Annotated in this window: 24 protein-coding genes and 1 pseudogene; 15 read left to right on the top strand and 10 right to left on the bottom strand. The window is 50.7% G+C overall.

What is annotated here, in order from left to right; all coding sequences use genetic code 11:
- Positions 1 to 23 precede the first annotated feature (23 nt).
- Positions 24 to 166 (bottom strand): annotated as a pseudogene (locus tag BMW97_RS24400) (replication protein RepA).
- Between the two features lie 58 nt (positions 167 to 224).
- On the opposite strand from BMW97_RS24400, the gene tap reads away from it, so the two are divergent.
- The 5 genes from tap to BMW97_RS22495 all read left to right on the top strand — a co-directional run bounded on the left by tap (position 225) and on the right by BMW97_RS22495 (position 4706).
- The gene (gene tap / locus BMW97_RS24455) at positions 225 to 302 is read left to right on the top strand and encodes a RepA leader peptide Tap (RefSeq protein WP_090393246.1); all 78 of its coding nucleotides are present in this window, start codon (positions 225 to 227) and stop codon (positions 300 to 302) included.
- On the top strand, positions 283 to 1158 hold the full coding sequence (gene repA / locus BMW97_RS22515) for an incFII family plasmid replication initiator RepA (RefSeq protein ID WP_090393161.1): 876 nt from the start codon (positions 283 to 285) through the stop codon (positions 1156 to 1158). Before tap ends, repA begins: the two co-directional genes overlap by 20 nt.
- Before the next feature lie 956 nt (positions 1159 to 2114).
- Positions 2115 to 3050: a hypothetical protein gene (locus BMW97_RS22505; protein WP_254783064.1), complete on the top strand. Its 936-nt coding sequence runs from the start codon at positions 2115 to 2117 to the stop codon at positions 3048 to 3050.
- A 96-nt stretch (positions 3051 to 3146) separates the two neighbouring features.
- On the top strand, positions 3147 to 3968 hold the full coding sequence (locus BMW97_RS22500; RefSeq protein WP_090393156.1) for a hypothetical protein: 822 nt from the start codon (positions 3147 to 3149) through the stop codon (positions 3966 to 3968).
- A 126-nt stretch (positions 3969 to 4094) separates the two neighbouring features.
- On the top strand, positions 4095 to 4706 hold the full coding sequence (locus BMW97_RS22495; RefSeq protein ID WP_090393244.1) for a DUF2913 family protein: 612 nt from the start codon (positions 4095 to 4097) through the stop codon (positions 4704 to 4706).
- A gap of 34 nt (positions 4707 to 4740) precedes the next feature.
- Here BMW97_RS22495 and BMW97_RS22490 read toward each other — a convergent pair whose 3' ends face one another.
- Positions 4741 to 5757, bottom strand: coding sequence for an Abi family protein (locus BMW97_RS22490; protein WP_090393154.1), 1017 nt, complete (start codon positions 5755 to 5757; stop codon positions 4741 to 4743).
- A gap of 368 nt (positions 5758 to 6125) precedes the next feature.
- Here BMW97_RS22490 and BMW97_RS24365 point away from each other — a divergent pair, with 368 nt between their 5' ends.
- Positions 6126 to 6701 carry a hypothetical protein gene (locus tag BMW97_RS24365; protein WP_254783063.1) on the top strand — a complete coding sequence of 192 codons (576 nt, stop codon included), beginning with the start codon at positions 6126 to 6128 and terminating at the stop codon, positions 6699 to 6701.
- A gap of 120 nt (positions 6702 to 6821) precedes the next feature.
- Here the strand turns inward: BMW97_RS24365 and BMW97_RS22480 are convergent, their stop codons facing one another.
- The 5 genes from BMW97_RS22480 to BMW97_RS22460 all read right to left on the bottom strand — a co-directional run bounded on the left by BMW97_RS22480 (position 6822) and on the right by BMW97_RS22460 (position 9561).
- Positions 6822 to 7688, bottom strand: a complete 867-nt coding sequence (locus BMW97_RS22480; RefSeq protein ID WP_090393152.1) for a restriction endonuclease — start codon at positions 7686 to 7688, stop codon at positions 6822 to 6824.
- A gap of 12 nt (positions 7689 to 7700) precedes the next feature.
- A complete protein-coding gene (locus BMW97_RS22475) occupies positions 7701 to 8348 on the bottom strand; it encodes a recombinase family protein (protein WP_087872532.1) in 648 nt (215 codons plus the stop codon).
- Between the two features lie 424 nt (positions 8349 to 8772).
- Positions 8773 to 8997 (bottom strand): hypothetical protein, encoded by a 225-nt coding sequence (locus BMW97_RS22470; RefSeq protein ID WP_139177229.1) that lies wholly within the window; start codon positions 8995 to 8997, stop codon positions 8773 to 8775.
- Positions 8998 to 9025: 28 nt separating this feature from the next.
- The gene (locus BMW97_RS22465; RefSeq protein ID WP_090393149.1) at positions 9026 to 9313 is read right to left on the bottom strand and encodes a type II toxin-antitoxin system RelE family toxin; all 288 of its coding nucleotides are present in this window, start codon (positions 9311 to 9313) and stop codon (positions 9026 to 9028) included.
- Positions 9310 to 9561: a type II toxin-antitoxin system Phd/YefM family antitoxin gene (locus BMW97_RS22460; RefSeq protein WP_049032767.1), complete on the bottom strand. Its 252-nt coding sequence runs from the start codon at positions 9559 to 9561 to the stop codon at positions 9310 to 9312. The genes BMW97_RS22465 and BMW97_RS22460 overlap by 4 nt, the downstream gene beginning before the upstream one ends.
- Positions 9562 to 10112: 551 nt before the next feature.
- Here BMW97_RS22460 and BMW97_RS22450 point away from each other — a divergent pair.
- The 4 genes from BMW97_RS22450 to BMW97_RS24155 are packed head-to-tail and all read left to right on the top strand — an operon-like array spanning position 10113 to position 12767.
- Positions 10113 to 10979, top strand: a complete 867-nt coding sequence (locus tag BMW97_RS22450; RefSeq protein WP_090393147.1) for a ParA family protein — start codon at positions 10113 to 10115, stop codon at positions 10977 to 10979.
- On the top strand, positions 10979 to 12010 hold the full coding sequence (locus BMW97_RS22445) for a ParB/RepB/Spo0J family partition protein (protein WP_090393144.1): 1032 nt from the start codon (positions 10979 to 10981) through the stop codon (positions 12008 to 12010). The genes BMW97_RS22450 and BMW97_RS22445 overlap by 1 nt, the downstream gene beginning before the upstream one ends.
- Complete coding sequence (locus tag BMW97_RS22440) at positions 12010 to 12447, top strand: hypothetical protein (RefSeq protein ID WP_090393142.1); 438 nt, start codon at positions 12010 to 12012, stop codon at positions 12445 to 12447. Before BMW97_RS22445 ends, BMW97_RS22440 begins: the two co-directional genes overlap by 1 nt.
- Entirely contained in the window at positions 12444 to 12767 is a 324-nt protein-coding gene (locus BMW97_RS24155) for a hypothetical protein (RefSeq protein WP_045420379.1), read from the top strand. Before BMW97_RS22440 ends, BMW97_RS24155 begins: the two co-directional genes overlap by 4 nt.
- Before the next feature lie 137 nt (positions 12768 to 12904).
- Here the strand turns inward: BMW97_RS24155 and BMW97_RS22430 are convergent, their stop codons facing one another.
- From BMW97_RS22430 to BMW97_RS22420, 3 genes are all read right to left on the bottom strand, one after another.
- Positions 12905 to 14179: a Y-family DNA polymerase gene (locus BMW97_RS22430; RefSeq protein ID WP_090393140.1), complete on the bottom strand. Its 1275-nt coding sequence runs from the start codon at positions 14177 to 14179 to the stop codon at positions 12905 to 12907.
- Complete coding sequence (gene umuD, locus BMW97_RS22425; protein WP_000600201.1) at positions 14179 to 14601, bottom strand: translesion error-prone DNA polymerase V autoproteolytic subunit; 423 nt, start codon at positions 14599 to 14601, stop codon at positions 14179 to 14181. The genes BMW97_RS22430 and umuD overlap by 1 nt, the downstream gene beginning before the upstream one ends.
- Before the next feature lie 179 nt (positions 14602 to 14780).
- Positions 14781 to 15452 (bottom strand): SOS response-associated peptidase family protein, encoded by a 672-nt coding sequence (locus BMW97_RS22420; protein ID WP_090393137.1) that lies wholly within the window; start codon positions 15450 to 15452, stop codon positions 14781 to 14783.
- Between the two features lie 351 nt (positions 15453 to 15803).
- Between BMW97_RS22420 and BMW97_RS22415 the strand changes: the two genes are divergently transcribed.
- The 5 genes from BMW97_RS22415 to BMW97_RS24150 all read left to right on the top strand — a co-directional run.
- Positions 15804 to 16487 carry a DNA methylase gene (locus BMW97_RS22415; RefSeq protein WP_090393135.1) on the top strand — a complete coding sequence of 228 codons (684 nt, stop codon included), beginning with the start codon at positions 15804 to 15806 and terminating at the stop codon, positions 16485 to 16487.
- Complete coding sequence (locus BMW97_RS22410) at positions 16484 to 16708, top strand: hypothetical protein (protein WP_045420362.1); 225 nt, start codon at positions 16484 to 16486, stop codon at positions 16706 to 16708. Before BMW97_RS22415 ends, BMW97_RS22410 begins: the two co-directional genes overlap by 4 nt.
- A gap of 47 nt (positions 16709 to 16755) precedes the next feature.
- Positions 16756 to 17172: a DUF1380 family protein gene (locus BMW97_RS22405; protein WP_090393133.1), complete on the top strand. Its 417-nt coding sequence runs from the start codon at positions 16756 to 16758 to the stop codon at positions 17170 to 17172.
- 410 nt (positions 17173 to 17582) lie between these two features.
- Positions 17583 to 18089 (top strand): antirestriction protein ArdA, encoded by a 507-nt coding sequence (locus tag BMW97_RS22395; protein ID WP_090393131.1) that lies wholly within the window; start codon positions 17583 to 17585, stop codon positions 18087 to 18089.
- Positions 18064 to 18330 (top strand): hypothetical protein (locus tag BMW97_RS24150; RefSeq protein WP_175481452.1); only part of this gene is annotated, 267 nt, incomplete at its 3' end. The genes BMW97_RS22395 and BMW97_RS24150, both read left to right, overlap by 26 nt.

Here is an 18330-nt window from a genome sequence, read left to right as displayed (position 1 = left end):
CTTGCTTGCTAGGATACGTAGTGCTAGATTACTGATCGTTTGACAGAATTATTTGGTTGGCCACACCACAAGGTGGCAGGGAACTGGTTCTGCTGAGGTATCAACCCGGGACCAGAAAAGCAAAAACCCCGATAATCTTCGACTTGTTTGGCGACGCGAAGAAGATTAACGGGGCCTACTTAAACTGTATAGAAGCTGTTGCTCTATGCAGGGAGTATAGTTTTATGCTCAGAAAACTGCAATACCCGTTTCTGTGCCATTTACTCCTTCCGTGCAACATAAGTGCGGGAAGGCGTGACTGACGCTCAGACCCTGTTCTCCCATTACCGTCAGGTTAAAAACCCGAATCCGGAATTCACGCCGCGAGAGGGGAAAAAGACCCTGCCGTTCTGCCGGAAGCTGATGGCGAAAGCCGAGGGCTTCACGTCCCGTTTTGACTTTTCCGTCCATGTGGCGTTCGTACGCTCGCTGGGTAAGCGTCATCGCATGCCGCCATTGTTGCGCCGTCGAGCCATCGATGCGCTGCTTCAGGGGCTCTGTTTCCACTATGATCCGCTGGCTAACCGCGTCCAGCGCTCCATCACCAATCTGGCCATCGAGTGCGGTCTGGCCACGGAGTCAAAAAACGGCAATCTGTCCATCACCCGCGCCACACGGGCGCTGAAGTTCATGGCGGAGCTGGGGTTGATTACCTACCAGACCGAGTATGACCCGCAGATAGGCTGCAATATACCGACAGATATCACCTTCACGCCGGCACTGTTCTCGGCGCTCGATGTCTCTGACGTGGCTGTTGTGGCTGCACGCCGCAGCCGCGTTGAATGGGAAAATCAGCAGCGCAAAAAGCAGAACCTGAAGCCGCTGGAGATGAACGATCTGATAGCGAAGTCCTGGCGGTTTGTGCGCGAACGGTTCCGCAGCTACCAGTCCGAACGTAAGCAACATGGCCTGAAACGTGCTCGAGCCCGACGTGACGCAACCAGAACCCGTCAGGACATTGTGACCCTGGTGAAACAGCAGCTGACGCGGGAATACGCCAGCGGGCGCTTTACCGGCGGTCATGAAGCACTGAAACGGGAGCTGGATCGGCGCGTGAAAGAGCGCATGATGATGTCGCGGGGTAACAACTACACGCGGCTGGCCACCGTCCCCATATAACCCTACCTGACTGAAAAATCTGGCTGGCGCCGGAGGATTTCGCACGTCTGTTGTCTGCCGCCGCTTATTTTCTGCGCTAAATGGTAAAGCTGCTCAGCGAATCCCACGTCCTCTCGCCATCCGAATGGCCATAAATCTCATCGCTGGTGTCACTTTCGGTCGCTGAATTCAGTTATCCACAAATAACTGCAAGGGACCTTTCCATAAGGTTACAACCGTTATGCTTACAGAGCGCCAGGCGATCTGATTTCAAAGTGCGTGGTTTCCTTTAAAAACCTGCTCTGTACTTCTTTTAAATATCTTTTATTTCATTCATATAAATATATAACCTGTTCGTCGCCTGACCTGTGGACAGGCTCCTGAGAATGCCCGCCCTTGCAGCGGACTACGTCCGCGCCGGTTCGGCAACTACCTGAAGTAGCTCCCATCGCTACGCGACGGGCCCCTCAAACATCCTGATAGTTACAACATACGAAATGATTTTCCAAAGGCGCCCACAGCGCCCGTCTGAAACCTCACAGCCCTCCCCACCACTGAAAAGCGAGGCTGCCCCGGGCCCAAGGCCCGGAACTGCACCGCTTTTAATGATGGATGTTGTAACTATGGTATCGAGTCGCTGTAAGTAGTATCGCTGGAAGTATCGAGTAACACGCCCGTAAGCGGCCCTCACGGCCCGCTAACGCGGAGATACGCCCCGACTGCGGCTTCGCCTTGTCGTGACCACTCCGACAGCGCACACAAGCTTCTGTATCGCTTTTAGCGGGTTTTGGTCTGGCAGGGTGAAGGGATGGATTGGTGGAACCTATCAACAATGTAACCGGCTGCGCCGGGCTACGGCGCCACTCACTCACAGTGCCATATTCACCATCAGCTGGCGCCTCTATGTCGCTTCGCGCCATTCAGTGGACCGGCTGCGCACTGCTCGCCAGTCCGGTATGCCTTTGATATAAACGATTATGTTTATAAACACTTCTGTGGATATCGATATGCTGCTGACCGACTACATTGACAGCGTGTACGGAACGACCCGGGGAAACCGGGCGCGTTTTCTGAAGGACAACCCGGATATCCTTCCCCAGGAGCTGAGCCGCTGGCTTAAGGCAGGCCTGAAAATCAGGCCAGAGACCGGCGAAATCTACAAGCCCGTATCACGCCGCGTCAGGATACCGTCGGCAGTGGCCGCCGGGGCGGGCGTCTTCCTCTCTGACGACCTGCGTGAACGTGTCGCGACACTGGCCACCGCACAGAACGTGACAACTGATGCCATGCTGAATGCCCTGGTGGAGCGCGAGGAGTTGTGCCGGAAACTGTCCCTTCAGACGGAGAAGGGTGACGCCGTGCCGGAACAGCAGATTGCCGGTATTGTCAGCCGGTACTTTTCAGCACTGTCTGAGCGCAGTGAAACCTGTGCCTGGCACAGGGTGCTGGAGGGGCTGGTCCGGGAACTGACGGAATCTGGCCTGCTGTCATTCCATACCGGGAATGTTGCCGAGAGCCGCCGGCTGAACATTCCCCGCACCGCGTATTACTGGTACGGCGGTTTTGTCGCAAAGCGGGTGGCCATGATGCTGGGCTGCCACGATATCTACCTGTGGAACGAAATGATGCGGCCGGACAGCGACGTGGTCTTTGTGGGTGATGCGCGCAACGTCGTCGCCTGCTATTTCATCTGCCAGCAGATGTGCCGCCTGCTGAAAACCGTGCGGCTGAACTGGCGTAAGCAACAGGGGGCATGGGGAAGCCGGGCAGAGCTGGATGAGGCTGCGCACCGGTACACACAGCGGCTGGCCGAGGGGATTATGGATAACGGTATTTTTATTGGTGGCGACGAACAGAACTCTTACCGGCTGTACAACTATGCGGAAAAACATTACGCCTGGGCTATGCGCTGAGAAGGGCACAACAGGTAAGAGAGAAAAAGTAATGTGTTATATTGAGGGGATTTTAATTATCTTTTAAATTACAAAATAACAGGAGGTGACTTTACTATGTTTAATAGTATTTGTACTTTTGGTGGTGTCGATAAGTGCTACTCGGTTATCGATTTCCAAAAATTACCTGAGAAAGAAATAGAGAAATTAAGGCATTCACTGGTATGCCCTGGTTGCCGTGAACAGGCATTCTACAGAAAAAAAAGTGTTGATGGTAAACAGGCCTGTTTTGGGTCCCGGTACTGCACCTGCAGAGAAAATACACTCTCACCGCAACGACAAAGGGAAGTCAGAAATGCTTCTGAAGTTCAGCAGATAATCGCAGAGTCAGATACAATTAAAATAAGCTTCAATTTTGACAGTGCTTCTTCAGCAGGCAGCGAACCGTCTGGTTTAAGCGGGAAAACGGAGATAACCGGGACGGGGCACAATAAAGTCCACACCATAAAGTCAGAACAAAAGCGAGTTCCGACAGTTTCACTTCAAAAAATACTGCACAGCTTAATCCGGGGGACAGGACTGGCGACGTCTGATACGATCATCCCGTTCGGCGACTTCAAGTATAAAGCCAAAAATTTATTTGTGAAATTTCCTGATGCTGAACCCATGACTAAAAATGCACTCAGGTTTTACTGGGGGACGCTATATAACTCGAGCAATGATATTGAATGGCTTAATCCTGCTGAATGCAGGGATGTTGGAATACCCTTAGGCGATCTGCGTGATGTAATAATCGAAAAATTTAATATTTCAGATTCTGAAAGTCTCGAAGGGGCTGCAATTATTTTTGCAGGTCGTTGTCACTGGAATAAAGATAAAACTAAAAGGATAATAAATATATATGACAGTGAACGTATATTCATTTCTTTAGCTGATTAACTATGGAAGGCATTGAATAAATTTATAGTAATCGCTTAGTTTCATATGACTGGCTGCCTTCTTTACGGTTAAAATATGCCAGAGTGATGCATGAACAACCAGGAACAGAAAGGAGAAGGACACGCAGTGACGCTGACAGAAAAATCGGGCCACCTGGCTTGGTGTGCCCTGGTGGCGCTTGCGCTGGCCAGACAAAAAGGTGATGTGTTATCACCGGCGCAGGAAAACCTTTTTCTCACACGCTGGCTGGCTACCGCACTGAAGCAACGGCGTTTTTCGCGAGATGTTACTCCCGATATCGAGTGGCTTCTGAAACAAGGGCGCCAGCTGGGTGTCAGCGCGAAGCTGGCCAGCAAACTGAACTACCTCTGGCGATCTTGCACCGGCGAACTGTCTGAGCAGAACGACCTGTTCCGGCTGACGTATGCCCTGGAGACAGCGAAGGACATGCACTGGAACTACCGCCTGTTGGGCGATCGGGAATGGTCCGGTCGGTATGCCGTGGCTTTGAATACCAACGTCAACGGCATTTATCTTTCACGGAGCAACCTCGATGTAGCTTTTGACGATGATGGCAGACAGACAAATCCGCTGACAGCGCGTCTGACGGGGAACGTAGCGGGGGTGATGAAGCTGTTTGATCGCTGTGGCTGGCAGGCAGAGCCTGAAGGGGATGCCTCCCTGCCCCACCTGTTTACTTTGATAGCCAGACAGGGAGAGCCAGGGAGGGATGTTTAGACGACCTCTGTATCGGGTGCTGTCTGATTTTGAGTTAACGGCGTAGATAATCCTGCCCGATTATGGCTACCAGTTTTTTCCTGTCCATCAGTCTATACGCTTTGTTCTTTTTCAGGTTTTTAAGTAGCTTGAGCAACTGTCGGTTCTGACCAATATCTAACGAGTCTAATATTTTTGTTGGGCGGACAAAGCTGTATAACCCTTCTTTTGTACATAGAATTCTAAAGCGGGAATCATGTCCATTATCCAAAAATGACTCATACCTGTCCGGGCTTAACCATTTAAGTAACTCCAGCATGTTGTCATAGTTTTTTGACAACAAAATGAGCGATGCATTTAGACCAAACACGGGATTGTTGTAATCTGGTTTTCCAGTACGAGGATCTTCATATTGGAACTTCCAGATAGCCTCGTGATGAGAGAGCCTGTTCCGTAGCTCCCTTATCTGGTTGAATTTATTCTCAAGTACATGCCGCTTAGTGCCCGCGGGAGCACCTGGAAACACCTCGGTCAAAAGATTTGGCCATAGTAATGTCCTGGTGCGTGGGTCTTCATATGAGCTTGTCAGTAAGTTTGTCCAAAAGCCAAAATCGAGCCCTGATATAACACGCTCAGCTGTTACCTGCTTACCAGCATCGGTGATACGTTTGGATACCTTCCTGATAGTCTTCTCTTCCCAGGTTGTCGTTTTATACGCCGGAAAGCCATTTGCCAGATACTGTATTTTCCCGTTCGAATCGAATTTATAGCGCTTATTCTGCCTGATGAATTGTTTATCGCCCAAGTAACGAAACAGGTCAAAAATCCAGTTTTTGTCTGTCCGATACAGTGCCGGCGCACCTGCCGGAGCTGCTCCAGGAGGTGGGGTATGACGTATGCTATAGTCAATACTGTTCCTTAGAGTGACCTCAAGGCAGTGCATGAGGGGGTGCATGGCGCTGCTTAATGCTTTGTTCCAGTTATACGCTTCTATTGTTTCTTCTTTTTTAAGCTTCAGAATGCTTTCGTAGATTTTCAGACGCTCTTCTGAGATGTAGTCTTCCAGGTTCATACACGGCTCCGCTATTTTGCTCCATCTTATTACGGTTGACGTATACGTCAAATTAGCATAGTATTTTCCTCATCAAGGCTCAGACTTCTTCGGACCTGAGCGCCAAAGTTAGTACCGGAAAAGCCACCCTATGGGTGGCTTTTCTCTTTCTGCATTCTGCAAAAATATTGTCTGGTTTGACTTAACAAGACGATTTTGCCATCATAGCGGCAGGTGGTGATGGTCACCTGGCGCCTGTCTCGCAAAGCAATAGCCCATCAGTTTTAGGTTCTACCCACACAATACTTGGCTCGCCCACATTTGTGACGCGCGGAGTCCGGTTAGCAGGCTATCGGTTTCCAAAAGCGTCTAAAATTTGGAGAACGGCCATGTCACATTATTCTTGTCTCAAAATCATCAGCACTAAAGCCAAAAAGATGGCGCGTGCCAGTTCTGTACTCACGCACAGTCAGGCATTAGAAATCATCGCCAGGCAGTCAAAATTTTCAAACTATCATGAACTTAACAGGGTAGCAAAATACGCACCGCTGGAACCTCGTTTGTTGATGGCTGCATTTGGTGATTCTGATTTCGCGGATGTAATCCATAACTACTGGGATACTTATACTGATGGTCCTTATGCTGCATTTGAAATGGCAGTAGAGCACGAACTTTCAGGCGAGATCGCCTCCACAAATGCAGAGGGCTTCACTGTGGAAGACCTGACTGTGACAGAAACGCATTATGATGAAAATAAAGGAATTTTAAACTTGAAGGTCTCTTTCCTCTATCAAGGGGATCAGTTGCCAGATCATGCCTACTCAGGTTCTGAATTTGAAGTCGATGCCAACATAGGTTTGTTATGGCGTGATGAAAAATGGATCTTCATTGATGAGGATTTTGAAATTACCAATGTAGTATCTGATACTGAACAGGCTGAATACTACGACGCTGAAGATATCTAAAAGTAAGTGGTAAGCTTGTTTACGGCACAGGCTTACCTCATCATTGCTTCATATCTTAAGGGGTGATGTTAGTCGAGTGAAATCTCACGATAGAAATCGTTACGCTGAGCATCAAACCCCTTATTTAATGATATTTGGATAAATTTCGTCGATCTTAACGTATAAACTTCCGGTTTCAGCCGCTCGGCGAATTTTTTCTTCCATTAGCATCCTGAAACTAATGTTATTTTTCAGCATTAGGACAAGGTCATAGCCGCTAACGCAGATAACCCGCTTTCCCTTCCCCCATGCTTCCAGACCGTCCCGTGTAAAACCTGCCCAACTGATGAACACGCCACGTGCCCAGGCAACTTTCTGTTCCAGCTTACCCTGAAAGACGTGAAGATCGGCATTACCGGTTTTGGCGCTGTGCCATTTTGCTTCGACCAGATACGTCTCGTTATTCAGCATAAAGCTGCCATCTATCTGTTCGCCCTTTAGCCTGAATGCTCCTTTAGGGGAGAGCCAGAAGGCTGCGAATAGTTCATTGAGCCACACCTCGAAGCTGTAACCCCTCTGATGGGGTGGTTGTTTATGCAAAGATTCCAGACCACGGATAAAATAATCGTTATCTATGCCGACAGGAGCGATTAATGCAGGGGATATGCCGTATGCAGCCTGACTGTCTGCCCCCTGTATTTTTGCAATAAACCCACCATACGCAGCTTCATCCTGAGCTGTGATGACACCGCCAGGAATGGTTTTCCGGTATTCCCATAGTCTGGTTATAACTTTGAGTACGGTGTCGCGGTCCGTTTTCTTAATGAAACAGCGCAGTCTTTTGGCTTTTGATGTGCCATCCTCGAGATAAGCTTCATCTTCGATATTGATGGTCAGTTCCTCCTCAAAAAACTCGCGCATGGTTCGGTCACTGAAATCCAGGATGTATCCTGGGGTGCTTTCAAAAAGGCGGTTAAAGATCTTTATATCATGCGAAGTAATTTTCATAACTAAGTCACCTCAGGTCCCGGCTGAGGCAGTACCCTGCCCTATTTTATTATTTTTGCACACACGAATAACTGTCATACGGGAAACCCCGGCAAGCCGCGCGGTTTCATTAATGGATTTACCGTTCTGCAGGCGTAATGTCCTGATTAATTCATGTTTGGCCACATCTGGCTGGCGTCCGGCATATTTTCCTTCCTGCCTGGCTTTATCCACGCCTTCTCTCTGTCGCCGACGGCGATCCTGGTAATCCTTACGCGCAATAGCTGCCAGCATGTCGAGCATCATTCCGTTAACCGCTCTTAGCATGCTCCGGGTGAACTCATCTGAAGCTGCATGAGTGAGAGCTATATGGCTGGTCGGCAGGTCGAGACTAATGACGGAGAGATCTTTCTCAAGGATACGGCGTTTAAGCGTATCCCAGTCATCATCGCTGAGGCGTGATAACCGGTCCACCTGTTCAATCAGAATGACATCTCCGGACTCCATATCAGAAAGCATACGTGTCAGCTCTGGGCGCTCCAGCGAAGCTCCAGATGCATTCTCAACGTACCATCCGGCAATACGCTGTCCATGATGAGCGGCGAATTCCTTAAGCCTGTTTTTAGCGCGCAAGGCATCCTGCTCTAATGTTGATGCCCGGAGGTATGCGTAAATGTACATTATTTCGCCATTGGTAACATTTAAGTAGTATTAAATATATCAGTAACTTTTAAATAGTACCATAGCAAGAATTTTGAGTAACTGCCGCTGGTATCATTTTGGTATACCCCAATGTGACAGGCTGTCGCGCCCGCCGGTCTTGTCCAACCCTTCGCCTGCTCAGATGCAAGATCTGAACAGACTCACGGTTTGCGCGGTGGGTCAACAAAATTAAATACGGTCACCAGAAATATTTTCTGGACACTTTTTCCGATAGTGCCGAAATGTCCAGGATAAATGGCATTTTTTGTACATTCTAGGTGGAGGATTGACGATGGCGGAGCGAAGCACTGAGAAAACTGGATAGAATGACTGTTGTGTCCACGGTGCGGGGAATTAAATGAGGAGGTAACAAAAAGGCCGCTGGCGCGGCTTTGTCTGAAAGCTAAATTTCATCAAAAATCGAAAGGCGACGACCAGGTTTTTTTCCAGCAAAGAAACGACCACGGGGCAAGCGATCATTTTTATTAAGGCGCTCAATCCAGTCCTGAAAGGCTGGCCGAGGCTTATATCGACCAAAGGATGTTAGGGACTGAGTAACCATAACGGTTTGACGGCTGTACTTTCTCATTTCGCTGAATGAGTTTTTCATAAGAGAACGGTAATCCATTATGACCTCCAAACATAAAAATGAATGATTATCTCATTCGTTTACTGGCAAGATTATAAACGTCACTACGTTCACGTTTTCCTACAGCTACAACAGCGATAATTAATTGATCGTCAATCACCTGATAGACCAGACGAAAGCCAGACGCTCGAAGTTTGATTTTGTAGCAGTCCTTTATCCCGCGCAGTTTTGCAGAAGGAATATGCGGGTTTTCACTGCACTTCTTTAGCTTTTTTGCAAACTGCTGCTGAATAGGCTTGTCCAGCTTTTGCCATTCTTTCAATGCATCTTCCCTGAATTTGACAGCGTAAGTCATAGATAGCTATCCAGATCCACGTCATGCAGTTGCTGGTTGCTGCGTTCTGCTACAAGCTTAACCAGCTCCTGATCGTCCAGAGCATCGAGCATTTTCTCGTACAGCTCTGCCGGAACACAGTAAAAAGCAGGCTGGTTTCGGTTCAGAATAGCAACCGGGTAGCCATCACCGGCGCTGACAGTCGCCATTGGGTTTTTCTTGAGTTCGCTGACACTGGCGCTTGTGTCACTGAGAATGATGTTAGGCATAGACCACCTTTTGAGACCTTTTAACTAGTCTCTAACTTACACGTGAAAAGACCTGTTAACAAGTCTTTTTCCATTATTTTTCAACTGGACAGAATCACCTGAGCGTCTAGGCTGGCGCGGGGAATTAAAAAAGGGGCAGAAAAAAGCCGCTAGAATGTGGTACACCGACTGCATAGTTGACGCCGTGGAGGTATACATACAGCACCAATTGCCGAAGGTTGCTACCCCCGACGATCTGAAATTCTCCTTCTACACCAGTCCCGCGACCCCGATGATCGCGTCAACTTCGCTGACTAAATGTGATTTCGCATGCGAAATCTATTGCGTATCATTATTGATGCTCTATATTTTTTCTGTATACTGTTTTTGTCGTCCTGAAAGCACGACAACCAACGCAGAGGCAGATAGCTGCTTTTGCATCTGGCGAAACGCCTGACTCATAGGAGTGTGTATGAAACACTGTAATCATCTCATTACATTACTGAAATGCTCTCTCAAGTCGTGCCGCCCCTTCTCAAACATTTCGCATGCGAAATCTTAAGGACAGATCCATGACCCTGAAAATTGGACCCATCGGAAAACTTATCGTTGTATGCAGCCAGAAGGGCGGAATCGTTAAATCGCAGTCATCCAGTGAAATTGCACATGACCTTCGTAATGCTGGCTTCCGTGTGCTTGAAATTGACATGGATTGGACAACAGGTCTGACGGAGAGAGCTTTCCCCGATGACTTACCTTATGAAATTGAACGTGAACCTTTAAGTAACAGTTTTTCTCCTGGCGAGGCGAACACATATCAGCTTTTCTTCCCGGATACAGAGGTTAGACCCATTGAACTTCCCGGCGGGCGCTTCTTTATTGGTGCTACCAGTGAACTAAATGAAATTAACTATCGCAACAGCGATTGCATGTTCGACTTCAGGGACCGTATTGAAGAACTGAAGAAGCAGTTTGATTTTATTATTGCCGATTCAGCACCATCATATTCGAATGTCATGATCGCAGCTCATATGTCAGCTGATTACCTTCTGATACCTACTCTGCTGGAGAAACAGGCCCGTAATGCAGTAGGTAAACAGCTTGCCTATATGCAGAAAATTAAGCGGAACTATAACCCTTCTCTCCAGTTTATGGGGACGTATGTGACCCAGACGCAGGTGAAAAATTACAAAAAGCCGCTCAAAGAAGGGTACCTGGGGCCTATAGATACACTGAACCTGAATCTCCTCATCGAGATCCTTCAGGGTAAGGGGTACTCCGAAGAATACATTCTCGCTTATATATCATTTGTACCTGCAGCTGCAAAAGAGGCGATCGAGCTTGGTCTATCCTTTGATGAATATGACCCTAAATGTCTTCCTGCAATCCAGTATAAAGAACTTACACAGAAAATTATTAAGCTCGCTGGAGGTAAGTGATGGCTAAGAAACCGTTCATGAAACGACTCCAAGCGCAGCAGGAAATGAAAAAAAATGCGACTGCTGTACCTGATATCGAACATGTCATTGTAAACAAACAGCCAGATGAGCAGAGCCATGATATAGCTGCGCACCAGATTATGGCGGATATAGCACGCCCGGACATCGAGCCAGATGGGCAGATAATCCGTGTAGATATAAATCTTGTGTATGCTGAAGAACAAGTGCGACCTGAAGAAGACTTCGATGAAGAAGTTATCGATGGTATGTCTGACACCTTTGAAACTATAGGGATGCTTACCCCACCTCGTTGCTATCCTCGTGACAGACGTGGTTACCAGATATGGTTAGGCGAAACGCGAGTTCGTACTGCTCGAAAACGTGGCGATACCCATATTGATATATATGTTGGTAAACCACCGCGGGAAAGAAAAGAACGCATCATCGGCCAGCTCATTGAAAACCTGCAGCAGTCTGGTTTGAAACCATTAGCGACCGCAAAATCGTTCTATGAGCTCAAGCATCAGTTCAATATGACGGGTGAGCAGATCGCAAAAACAATGGGTAAGCCTACCTCATTTGTCAGTAAGCATCTTCGGCTCATTGATGCACCGGAAAATGTTACCGCCCTTCTCCGTGATAAAGTCACATCCGATGTCGATCTGGCATACACACTGATACAGGTAAATGAAAAGTCTCCCGAAGAGGCCGAGAAGCTAGTCGCAGCTGCGCGGGTGTCTGGTATTTCACGCGCGCAGGTTAAAGCGGTTCTTGATGAAGTGAAGAACAAAAGCAAAGGTGAGATTTCGCATGCGAAATCTAAGGCTCGGAACAAAAAGTCTACCAAGCCTTTGGACAGCAATTCAGATGTGAAAACCTGGCAGGTTGTTGTCGAGTTAGACGGCCAGCAAGGAGTCATAATGACTGACCGCGCGCCAGACGAAGCGGGGTATGTGTGGGTGAAACTGGAAATTGGTGAGATTTCAGTTGAGGCTTCTGAACTACGCGTCAAAGGGATGCGCTGTCAGTGATGAAATCAACCCCTTTCACCGAAATGGCCACGGCATTCCGTGGCCAAATTGTCCGCCTCTGGACGCTTCGATATCCTGGAACGCAATCCGAAGCAGCTGCCGCATTAACAGAAGCGGCTATCAATCTAGGATACGTTACAAGAAGCAGGCCCGTACCCGGCGCGGCGTTACTTTCATGGGCTTCTAACCCAACTGAAACTCCGTTGTGGGCAGCTCAGACAGCGTTAGCATTGATGTTCAGCATCGGCTGGAAGCCAGAAAGTAACCAGGACTGGTGTGGTATGTCGGCGCTGATATTCAGAGCTAATCGTACACTTCCACTTGAGCAGTTAGTCGCTTCCTTGCCTGATAGCATAGACAGGCAAACTGCTACCGGATGGTTCGTGGCAGCAATTGAAGAGGATGCCAGCTACCGTTACAACAGGAAATCCACATGACCTTTCAAGAGCTTGATGCTTATATCGCAGGCTCAGGCAGACGTTCTATCGCTTCTGCATTAATCGCTTTTATTCTTGATGCGCTTGATGACGGACAGGACGGAGTAGATCTTGATACCTTCCAGAGCCATACGCGCTTCGTTCGTAATAATGTAACCACGGTAGCCAGTTACCTGCAGCTACATGGAATTATCCATATACTGTATTACCGTGATGGTGCTGCAGAACGTCAGTATGAGTCCGTTAATAATTACGGGCGGTGGGCAAAGCAGCACTATCGTCCTTCTGAGGCTCTTATACAGCTGCATCGACGTGATTAAATCAAATGATTTCGCATGCGAAATCTGTCTAACCTAAGGAATAAACTGAGTGCCGGATTCAAAGAGAATTTGCAGGCAGTGTCTGAACGATGACCGTTATAACCCAGATTTCGCATGCGAAATCTTTCGGTGGCAGATCATCTTATCATTGCCACCGGGAGATCATTCCAGCGCGTTGTGTACGCAGGGGAAAGTATTTCTCGTTTCATTTGCCACTCAGGAGCAATGCCTCGTCCCGCAAACCAGACTTTCCCAAGTCCTGAATGGTTAATACCGTCCACGACTTTCATCAGCTGATTACTGTTGCTCCGGGGCTGAGTATCATCGAACAGGTTTAGCTGCGAAACCCCCGTAGGAGTGAAGTCATTGAGCATGCAACCCGCTTTTGCATATCGATGGCCATTCACCCAGATCCGATCCAGTGCTTTCACCGCTGCGGCTATGATGTCCCTGGTATCCTGCGTGGGAGTCATCAGCTTCTCACTGGCCACATTCCCGTAATACGGTTCGTTCACCGCGAACGGCGACGTCTTCACAAATACAGCAATATGCCTGCAGAACTGCCGCTCGCCGCGCAGCTTTTCAGCTGCACGCTCAGCGTACTGACAGACTGCCTGCCGCATAGCTTCATACGTCGTGACGCGCTCCCCAAAGGACCTGCTGCAGACAATCTGCTGTTTCGGCGGAGGTGCTTCTTCCAGTGAAATACAGCTTTCTCCGTTGAGTTCCCGGACGGTTCTCTCCAGCACAACGTTGAAATTTTTCCTTATAAATACAGGGTTCGCGCGCGCCAGCTGCAGTGCCGTAGTGATACCCATAGTGCCCAACTTTTTCGAAATTCTCCGGCCTACTCCCCAGATTTCTTCAACCGGCTGCAGTGAGAGCAGTTTCTCCGTTCGCTTCTGATTATGTGACGTCAGGGCAAGTACCCCGCCGAACTGTGGCCACTCTTTCGACGCCCATTGCGCGCTTTTAGCCAGCGTCTTGGTCGGCCCCATCCCGACACCAATTGTGAGTCCTGTGCCGGAGCGCACGTGCTCGCGCAGCTGCCGTCCGAAGTCCTCATAATCGATGCAGTTGTCTATACCGCGGATATCAAGAAACATCTCGTCGATGCTGTACTGCTCCACGCGCGGCGCCAGCTCCTCGAGATGAGACATCACCCTGTTCGACATAGACGCATAGAGCTCGTAATTGCTCGAGAACGTAGTGACCGGCTCCGGGAATTGTGCCGTCTTCAGCTGGAACCAGGGGACGCCCATTTTAATTCCCAGCCGTTTCGCTTCGGCACTGCGCGCGATGACACAACCATCATTATTACTGAGCACCACAACAGGCCTGTTACGCAGGTCTGGACGAAACACCTTCTCGCAGCTCGCGTAGAAGCTGTTGACGTCAGCCAGGGCGAACATCAGTTGCTACCCCGCGTCTTGTGTATGAATGCCATCACCACGCCGAATATCTGCAGTTCTTCCGGATAGAGGGTTGGGTAGGCGGGATTCATCGGCAGCAGGGCAATACGGGGCTTAAGCTGCAGGCGTTTAACGGTGAACTCGCCATCTGTTTCCGCGATGACAATGTCCCCCTGCATGGGTTTTTCTGCTTTATCGACAACCATTAAATCCCCGGAGTGCAGGCCCATATCTTTCATCGAATCGCCAATGGCCCGGACAAAGTAGGTCGCGCTGGGGCGGCGGATACAGTAGGCATTCAGATCCAGTTCGTCTTCGGTATAGTCCGCGGCCGGTGACGGAAAACCTGCCGGACAGCGCTCTGTGAAAAGTGGTGCGGTGGACAGTGCTGGCTCAGATGCGGGAGTGACGAAAAGGATCATGGCATACCTCTTAAAATACCTGTTTTTATATACAGTATTATTTAAGATATTTCCCGTCCTGCAAGGAGAATTTTACCAGCGCCTGCCAGGTCATTGTTCTGGCGGATAAAACAGGCTCAGGGTTATCCACAGAAACGGTGCATAACCCTGTGAGTGGATACCGGGTATCTCATCGTCTGCTAAGCCAGCGGCTCTATAAGTTCCCGGCCCTGGTTCCGGGGATTGCCAACAGCCCGGCTGACGGGGTGCCATGTGAAATCTTCGGCCAAAAGACTGCCCTCACGGGCAATGTCTTCCGCCTCTTTACCGGTTGTGTTTTCGCTGAGCCATTTACGCGCTGCAGCCGGTGAGTACACGAGCGGTCGCCGATCGTGAATGTCCAGCAGTCCCTCATCCGCAGCTGCAGTGACGATCAGGAATCCTTCCAGGTCATTGCCGTTTTCAAATGGTTGTTTCCCGATGGCTGCGAGCAGGAGTGGATTTCCGTCCTTTCGGTAAATGAAAAACGGCTGTTTTACGCCGTTTTGCTGTTTCCACTCGAACCAGCCGTCGGCAAAAACAATGGCCCGTCCGTGCTCCCAGAGTGGCCTGAACATCCGGCTGCCGGCAGCAGTTTCACTTCGGACGTTGATGAGAGCGGGCTTTTTCCACCACTCCGGGGCATAACCCCAGTGAACAGGATCAAGATGCAGCTGCGAGCGGCGTTCATTCAGCAGCAATACCCGGGTTCCGGGCGCAACGTTGTAGCGGCCGACGGGCTCCGGATCATACGGAATATCCCGTTCAGCTTCTTCTCCGAGAAAGGCCAGGTACTCCTCGCGGGAGTGATACTGCGTAAACCGACCGCACATTGTGTTTCTCCGCTGTGGATCTCTAATCAGGGTTCACCTCAGTTCTGAACATAGGCCGTATTTCAGGTTCCTGCCATCGTGTGGCCGCCGTGCCGCTACTGTAGCCGGGACGCTGCGAATGCAAGGGTTCACTCTGTCGGTGTCCTCACCCGGTCGCAGTTAATTTCAAACGCATTACCCGCTGTCTTCCCGTCGTTTTCCGTCTCAATTTTCGCCGTCAAACCGTCCAGCCAGCGTCTGCTTTTTCACTGCGCTGCGGCTTGCGGCACCGCCCCTGCATTCTCCGCTTTTAACCCGGCTGTCGTATCGGCACGGCGTAACTGGCGCCGCATTTGAGAAAGGAGAACTATCATGTCCCGATTTATCCTGGGTAATTGCGTCCATATCATGACCGGATTTCCGGATAATGCTGTCGATTTTATCCTGACCGACCCGCCATATCTGGTTGGTTTTCGTGACCGTCAGGGGCGTACCATCGCCGGCGATAAAACCGATGAATGGCTCAAGCCCGCATGTAATGAGATGTACCGCGTCCTGAAAAAAGACGCGCTGATGGTGAGCTTCTACGGCTGGAACCGCGTCGATCGCTTTATGGCCGCCTGGAAAAGTGCCGGATTCAGCGTGGTCGGCCACCTGGTGTTTACCAAAACCTACACATCGAAGTCCGCTTATGTTGGCTACCGCCATGAATGTGCCTACCTGCTGGCAAAAGGCCGCCCGACCCTTCCGCAGAATCCGCTGCCGGATGTGCTGGGCTGGAAATACAGCGGCAACCGGCACCACCCGACCGAAAAACCCGTAACCAGCCTGCAACCGCTGATCGAGAGCTTCACGCACCCGAACGCCATTGTTCTCGATCCCTTTGCTGGCAGCGGCTCGACCTGCGTTGCGGCATTACAGGCCGGACGCCGATACATCGGTATCGAACTGCTGGAGCAGTATCACCAGGCGGGACAGAAACGCCTTGATGCGGTACGCCGCGCCATACAGACCCCGGCGGCAAATGACGACCGCTGGTATCCGGAGGCCGCATGACGAACTACGCCGGAAACGAAGCGCTGCGTGCAGACGTTGCCGCCCTGGCAAACAGCATGTGCGATCTGCGCGCCACGCTCAATGCGCTTGAATCCCGCTACCGCTACGACGCGGAGAACCTGACGGAGCGCCTTGCCCGCCAGACAATTTGCCGCATCAACGCACTTTATCTTGAAGCATACCGGCAGGCGCTGGAGCTGGACGCCAGCTTTAAAGACTGACACGGGCGGGCGGAAACGCCCGTAGAAGACGAATCAGGAGAATCAAAATGTACGGAACACGCGAAGAACTCTGCACCCGGCTTGAAAACATGTTCACCCCCGACGAGCCGCTGGTACTGCTGGTATGGACCGAAGAAGCTTTTTATGTCGCCTGCGGTGAACTTGATGTAAAGCCGGCACCTGCCGAGATTCAGGGACTGATGGAAACAACCGGTAATACGGATATGGCTGTATATCGCAGGGAAGGCGTTACAAATTCAGGCGTATGCGACCTTCTGGTACGACACCGTGAGGCCGTGGCACGCGAGGTAAGCGTTCCTGCGGCGCTGCTCATGCGCGTACTGCGGCGACAGGAAGGCGACCTGGAAAATCTTGTCGGGCAGGTGTGGGAGGCCGGGAGACCCACGCCTGAATCCCTCAAACAGGCACTGCACGATGTCAGAATATTGATGGAGCGAATCTGATGCAGCCACAGGGCCGGGAGCAATCCTGGCCCTGCCGGTCCTGCAACGTAAAAGGATGTCGCCAGCTCCTCTGTTCCGGCGCGACCTCCACGGCGTTACGGCCGCGCAGTGAGTGACGTTCGTGCGGCCTGCGGCAAACGCCGTGCCTCTACTTTAGCCCGAACGCTGCAAATGCAAGGGTTCACTGACGTCGATGCCTTCACCCGGTCGCCGTTTGTTTAAATGCCTGTCGCGGTTCTTCCCGTCGTTATCTCGCTCAATATTCGCTCGCTAACCGTCCAGACCCTCTCCGCTGTTTACCGGCGCTGCGGCTTCATGCATCGCCCCTGCATTTTTCGCTCCCTGTCGGGCTGTCGTGTCGGCACGGCGTAAGCCGGAACTCAGACGACATCGACCACGGAGGAATTTCCATGAGCATTACGACCACCACGCCCGCTGTCTACGTTGGCACGTACCACAAATACAACTGCGGCAGCATTTTCGGCAAATGGTTTGACCTGACGGAGTTTGACGGCAGGGAGGATTTTTACGAGGCCTGTCAGGCGCTGCACGCCGATGAATGGGATGCCGAGTTTATGTTCCAGGACTGGGAAGGCATTCCGTCGCAGTTCGTCTCTGAATGCGCCATCGACTGGGATTTTATCGCCGCGTACAAACAGGCTGAAGAAGAGGGCAGGGAGGCCGCGTTTATCGCCTGGGCGGAATATACCGGCGAGGGTGACTATGACGCGTTTGACGATGCGTATCGCGGCGAGGCGGAGAGCGAGGAGGACTACGCGCGTGAAATGGCTGAAGACAACGGCCTGCTGAATGAGGTGCCGGAGCCGCTGCGCAGCTATTTCGATTTTGAAGCCTGGGCGCGTGACCTGTTCAGCAGCGGTTATGTATTCCATGACGGCTACGTCTTCAGCAACTGATTTTCCCCGGCAGGCGGTTCAGCCGCCTGTCAGCCCGCGCGCAAAACCCTGGCAGGCGCTGCCTGCCGGCGAAGTACGTCGCGCCTGCGGCGCCGCGTATCTTCGCCAGTGCCTGATGCCCCGGTGGTGTCAGGGTATGAATATCGTTGTGATGCAGCTGGTCGGCGGTATTTCTGTTCTGGCGATAATTCCTGCGTTGCCGTTGCCGTTGCCGTTGCCGTTGCCGTTGCCGTTGCCGTTG

The sequence above is a fragment of the Enterobacter sp. NFIX58 genome (genome assembly GCF_900110475.1).
GTDB lineage: Bacteria > Pseudomonadota > Gammaproteobacteria > Enterobacterales > Enterobacteriaceae > Enterobacter > Enterobacter quasiroggenkampii.
Note: the sequence above shows the minus strand (reverse complement) of the source record. Positions and strands in the feature narration are given on the sequence as shown.

Excerpts from the sequence above, each read along its gene's own strand:
- tap (WP_090393246.1), top strand. The coding sequence starts at position 225 with ATGCTCAGAAAACTGCAATACCCGTTTCTGTGCCATTTACTCCTTCCG.
- BMW97_RS22505 (WP_254783064.1), top strand. The coding sequence starts at position 2,115 with ATGTTTATAAACACTTCTGTGGATATCGATATGCTGCTGACCGACTAC.
- BMW97_RS22500 (WP_090393156.1), top strand. The coding sequence starts at position 3,147 with ATGTTTAATAGTATTTGTACTTTTGGTGGTGTCGATAAGTGCTACTCG.
- BMW97_RS22490 (WP_090393154.1), bottom strand. The coding sequence starts at position 5,757 with ATGAACCTGGAAGACTACATCTCAGAAGAGCGTCTGAAAATCTACGAA.
- BMW97_RS24365 (WP_254783063.1), top strand. The coding sequence starts at position 6,126 with ATGTCACATTATTCTTGTCTCAAAATCATCAGCACTAAAGCCAAAAAG.
- BMW97_RS22480 (WP_090393152.1), bottom strand. The coding sequence starts at position 7,688 with ATGAAAATTACTTCGCATGATATAAAGATCTTTAACCGCCTTTTTGAA.
- BMW97_RS22475 (WP_087872532.1), bottom strand. The coding sequence starts at position 8,348 with ATGTACATTTACGCATACCTCCGGGCATCAACATTAGAGCAGGATGCC.
- BMW97_RS22470 (WP_139177229.1), bottom strand. The coding sequence starts at position 8,997 with ATGGATTACCGTTCTCTTATGAAAAACTCATTCAGCGAAATGAGAAAG.
- BMW97_RS22465 (WP_090393149.1), bottom strand. The coding sequence starts at position 9,313 with ATGACTTACGCTGTCAAATTCAGGGAAGATGCATTGAAAGAATGGCAA.
- BMW97_RS22460 (WP_049032767.1), bottom strand. The coding sequence starts at position 9,561 with ATGCCTAACATCATTCTCAGTGACACAAGCGCCAGTGTCAGCGAACTC.
- BMW97_RS22450 (WP_090393147.1), top strand. The coding sequence starts at position 10,113 with ATGACCCTGAAAATTGGACCCATCGGAAAACTTATCGTTGTATGCAGC.
- BMW97_RS22445 (WP_090393144.1), top strand. The coding sequence starts at position 10,979 with ATGGCTAAGAAACCGTTCATGAAACGACTCCAAGCGCAGCAGGAAATG.
- BMW97_RS22440 (WP_090393142.1), top strand. The coding sequence starts at position 12,010 with ATGAAATCAACCCCTTTCACCGAAATGGCCACGGCATTCCGTGGCCAA.
- BMW97_RS24155 (WP_045420379.1), top strand. The coding sequence starts at position 12,444 with ATGACCTTTCAAGAGCTTGATGCTTATATCGCAGGCTCAGGCAGACGT.
- BMW97_RS22430 (WP_090393140.1), bottom strand. The coding sequence starts at position 14,179 with ATGTTCGCCCTGGCTGACGTCAACAGCTTCTACGCGAGCTGCGAGAAG.
- umuD (WP_000600201.1), bottom strand. The coding sequence starts at position 14,601 with ATGATCCTTTTCGTCACTCCCGCATCTGAGCCAGCACTGTCCACCGCA.
- BMW97_RS22420 (WP_090393137.1), bottom strand. The coding sequence starts at position 15,452 with ATGTGCGGTCGGTTTACGCAGTATCACTCCCGCGAGGAGTACCTGGCC.
- BMW97_RS22415 (WP_090393135.1), top strand. The coding sequence starts at position 15,804 with ATGTCCCGATTTATCCTGGGTAATTGCGTCCATATCATGACCGGATTT.
- BMW97_RS22410 (WP_045420362.1), top strand. The coding sequence starts at position 16,484 with ATGACGAACTACGCCGGAAACGAAGCGCTGCGTGCAGACGTTGCCGCC.
- BMW97_RS22405 (WP_090393133.1), top strand. The coding sequence starts at position 16,756 with ATGTACGGAACACGCGAAGAACTCTGCACCCGGCTTGAAAACATGTTC.
- BMW97_RS22395 (WP_090393131.1), top strand. The coding sequence starts at position 17,583 with ATGAGCATTACGACCACCACGCCCGCTGTCTACGTTGGCACGTACCAC.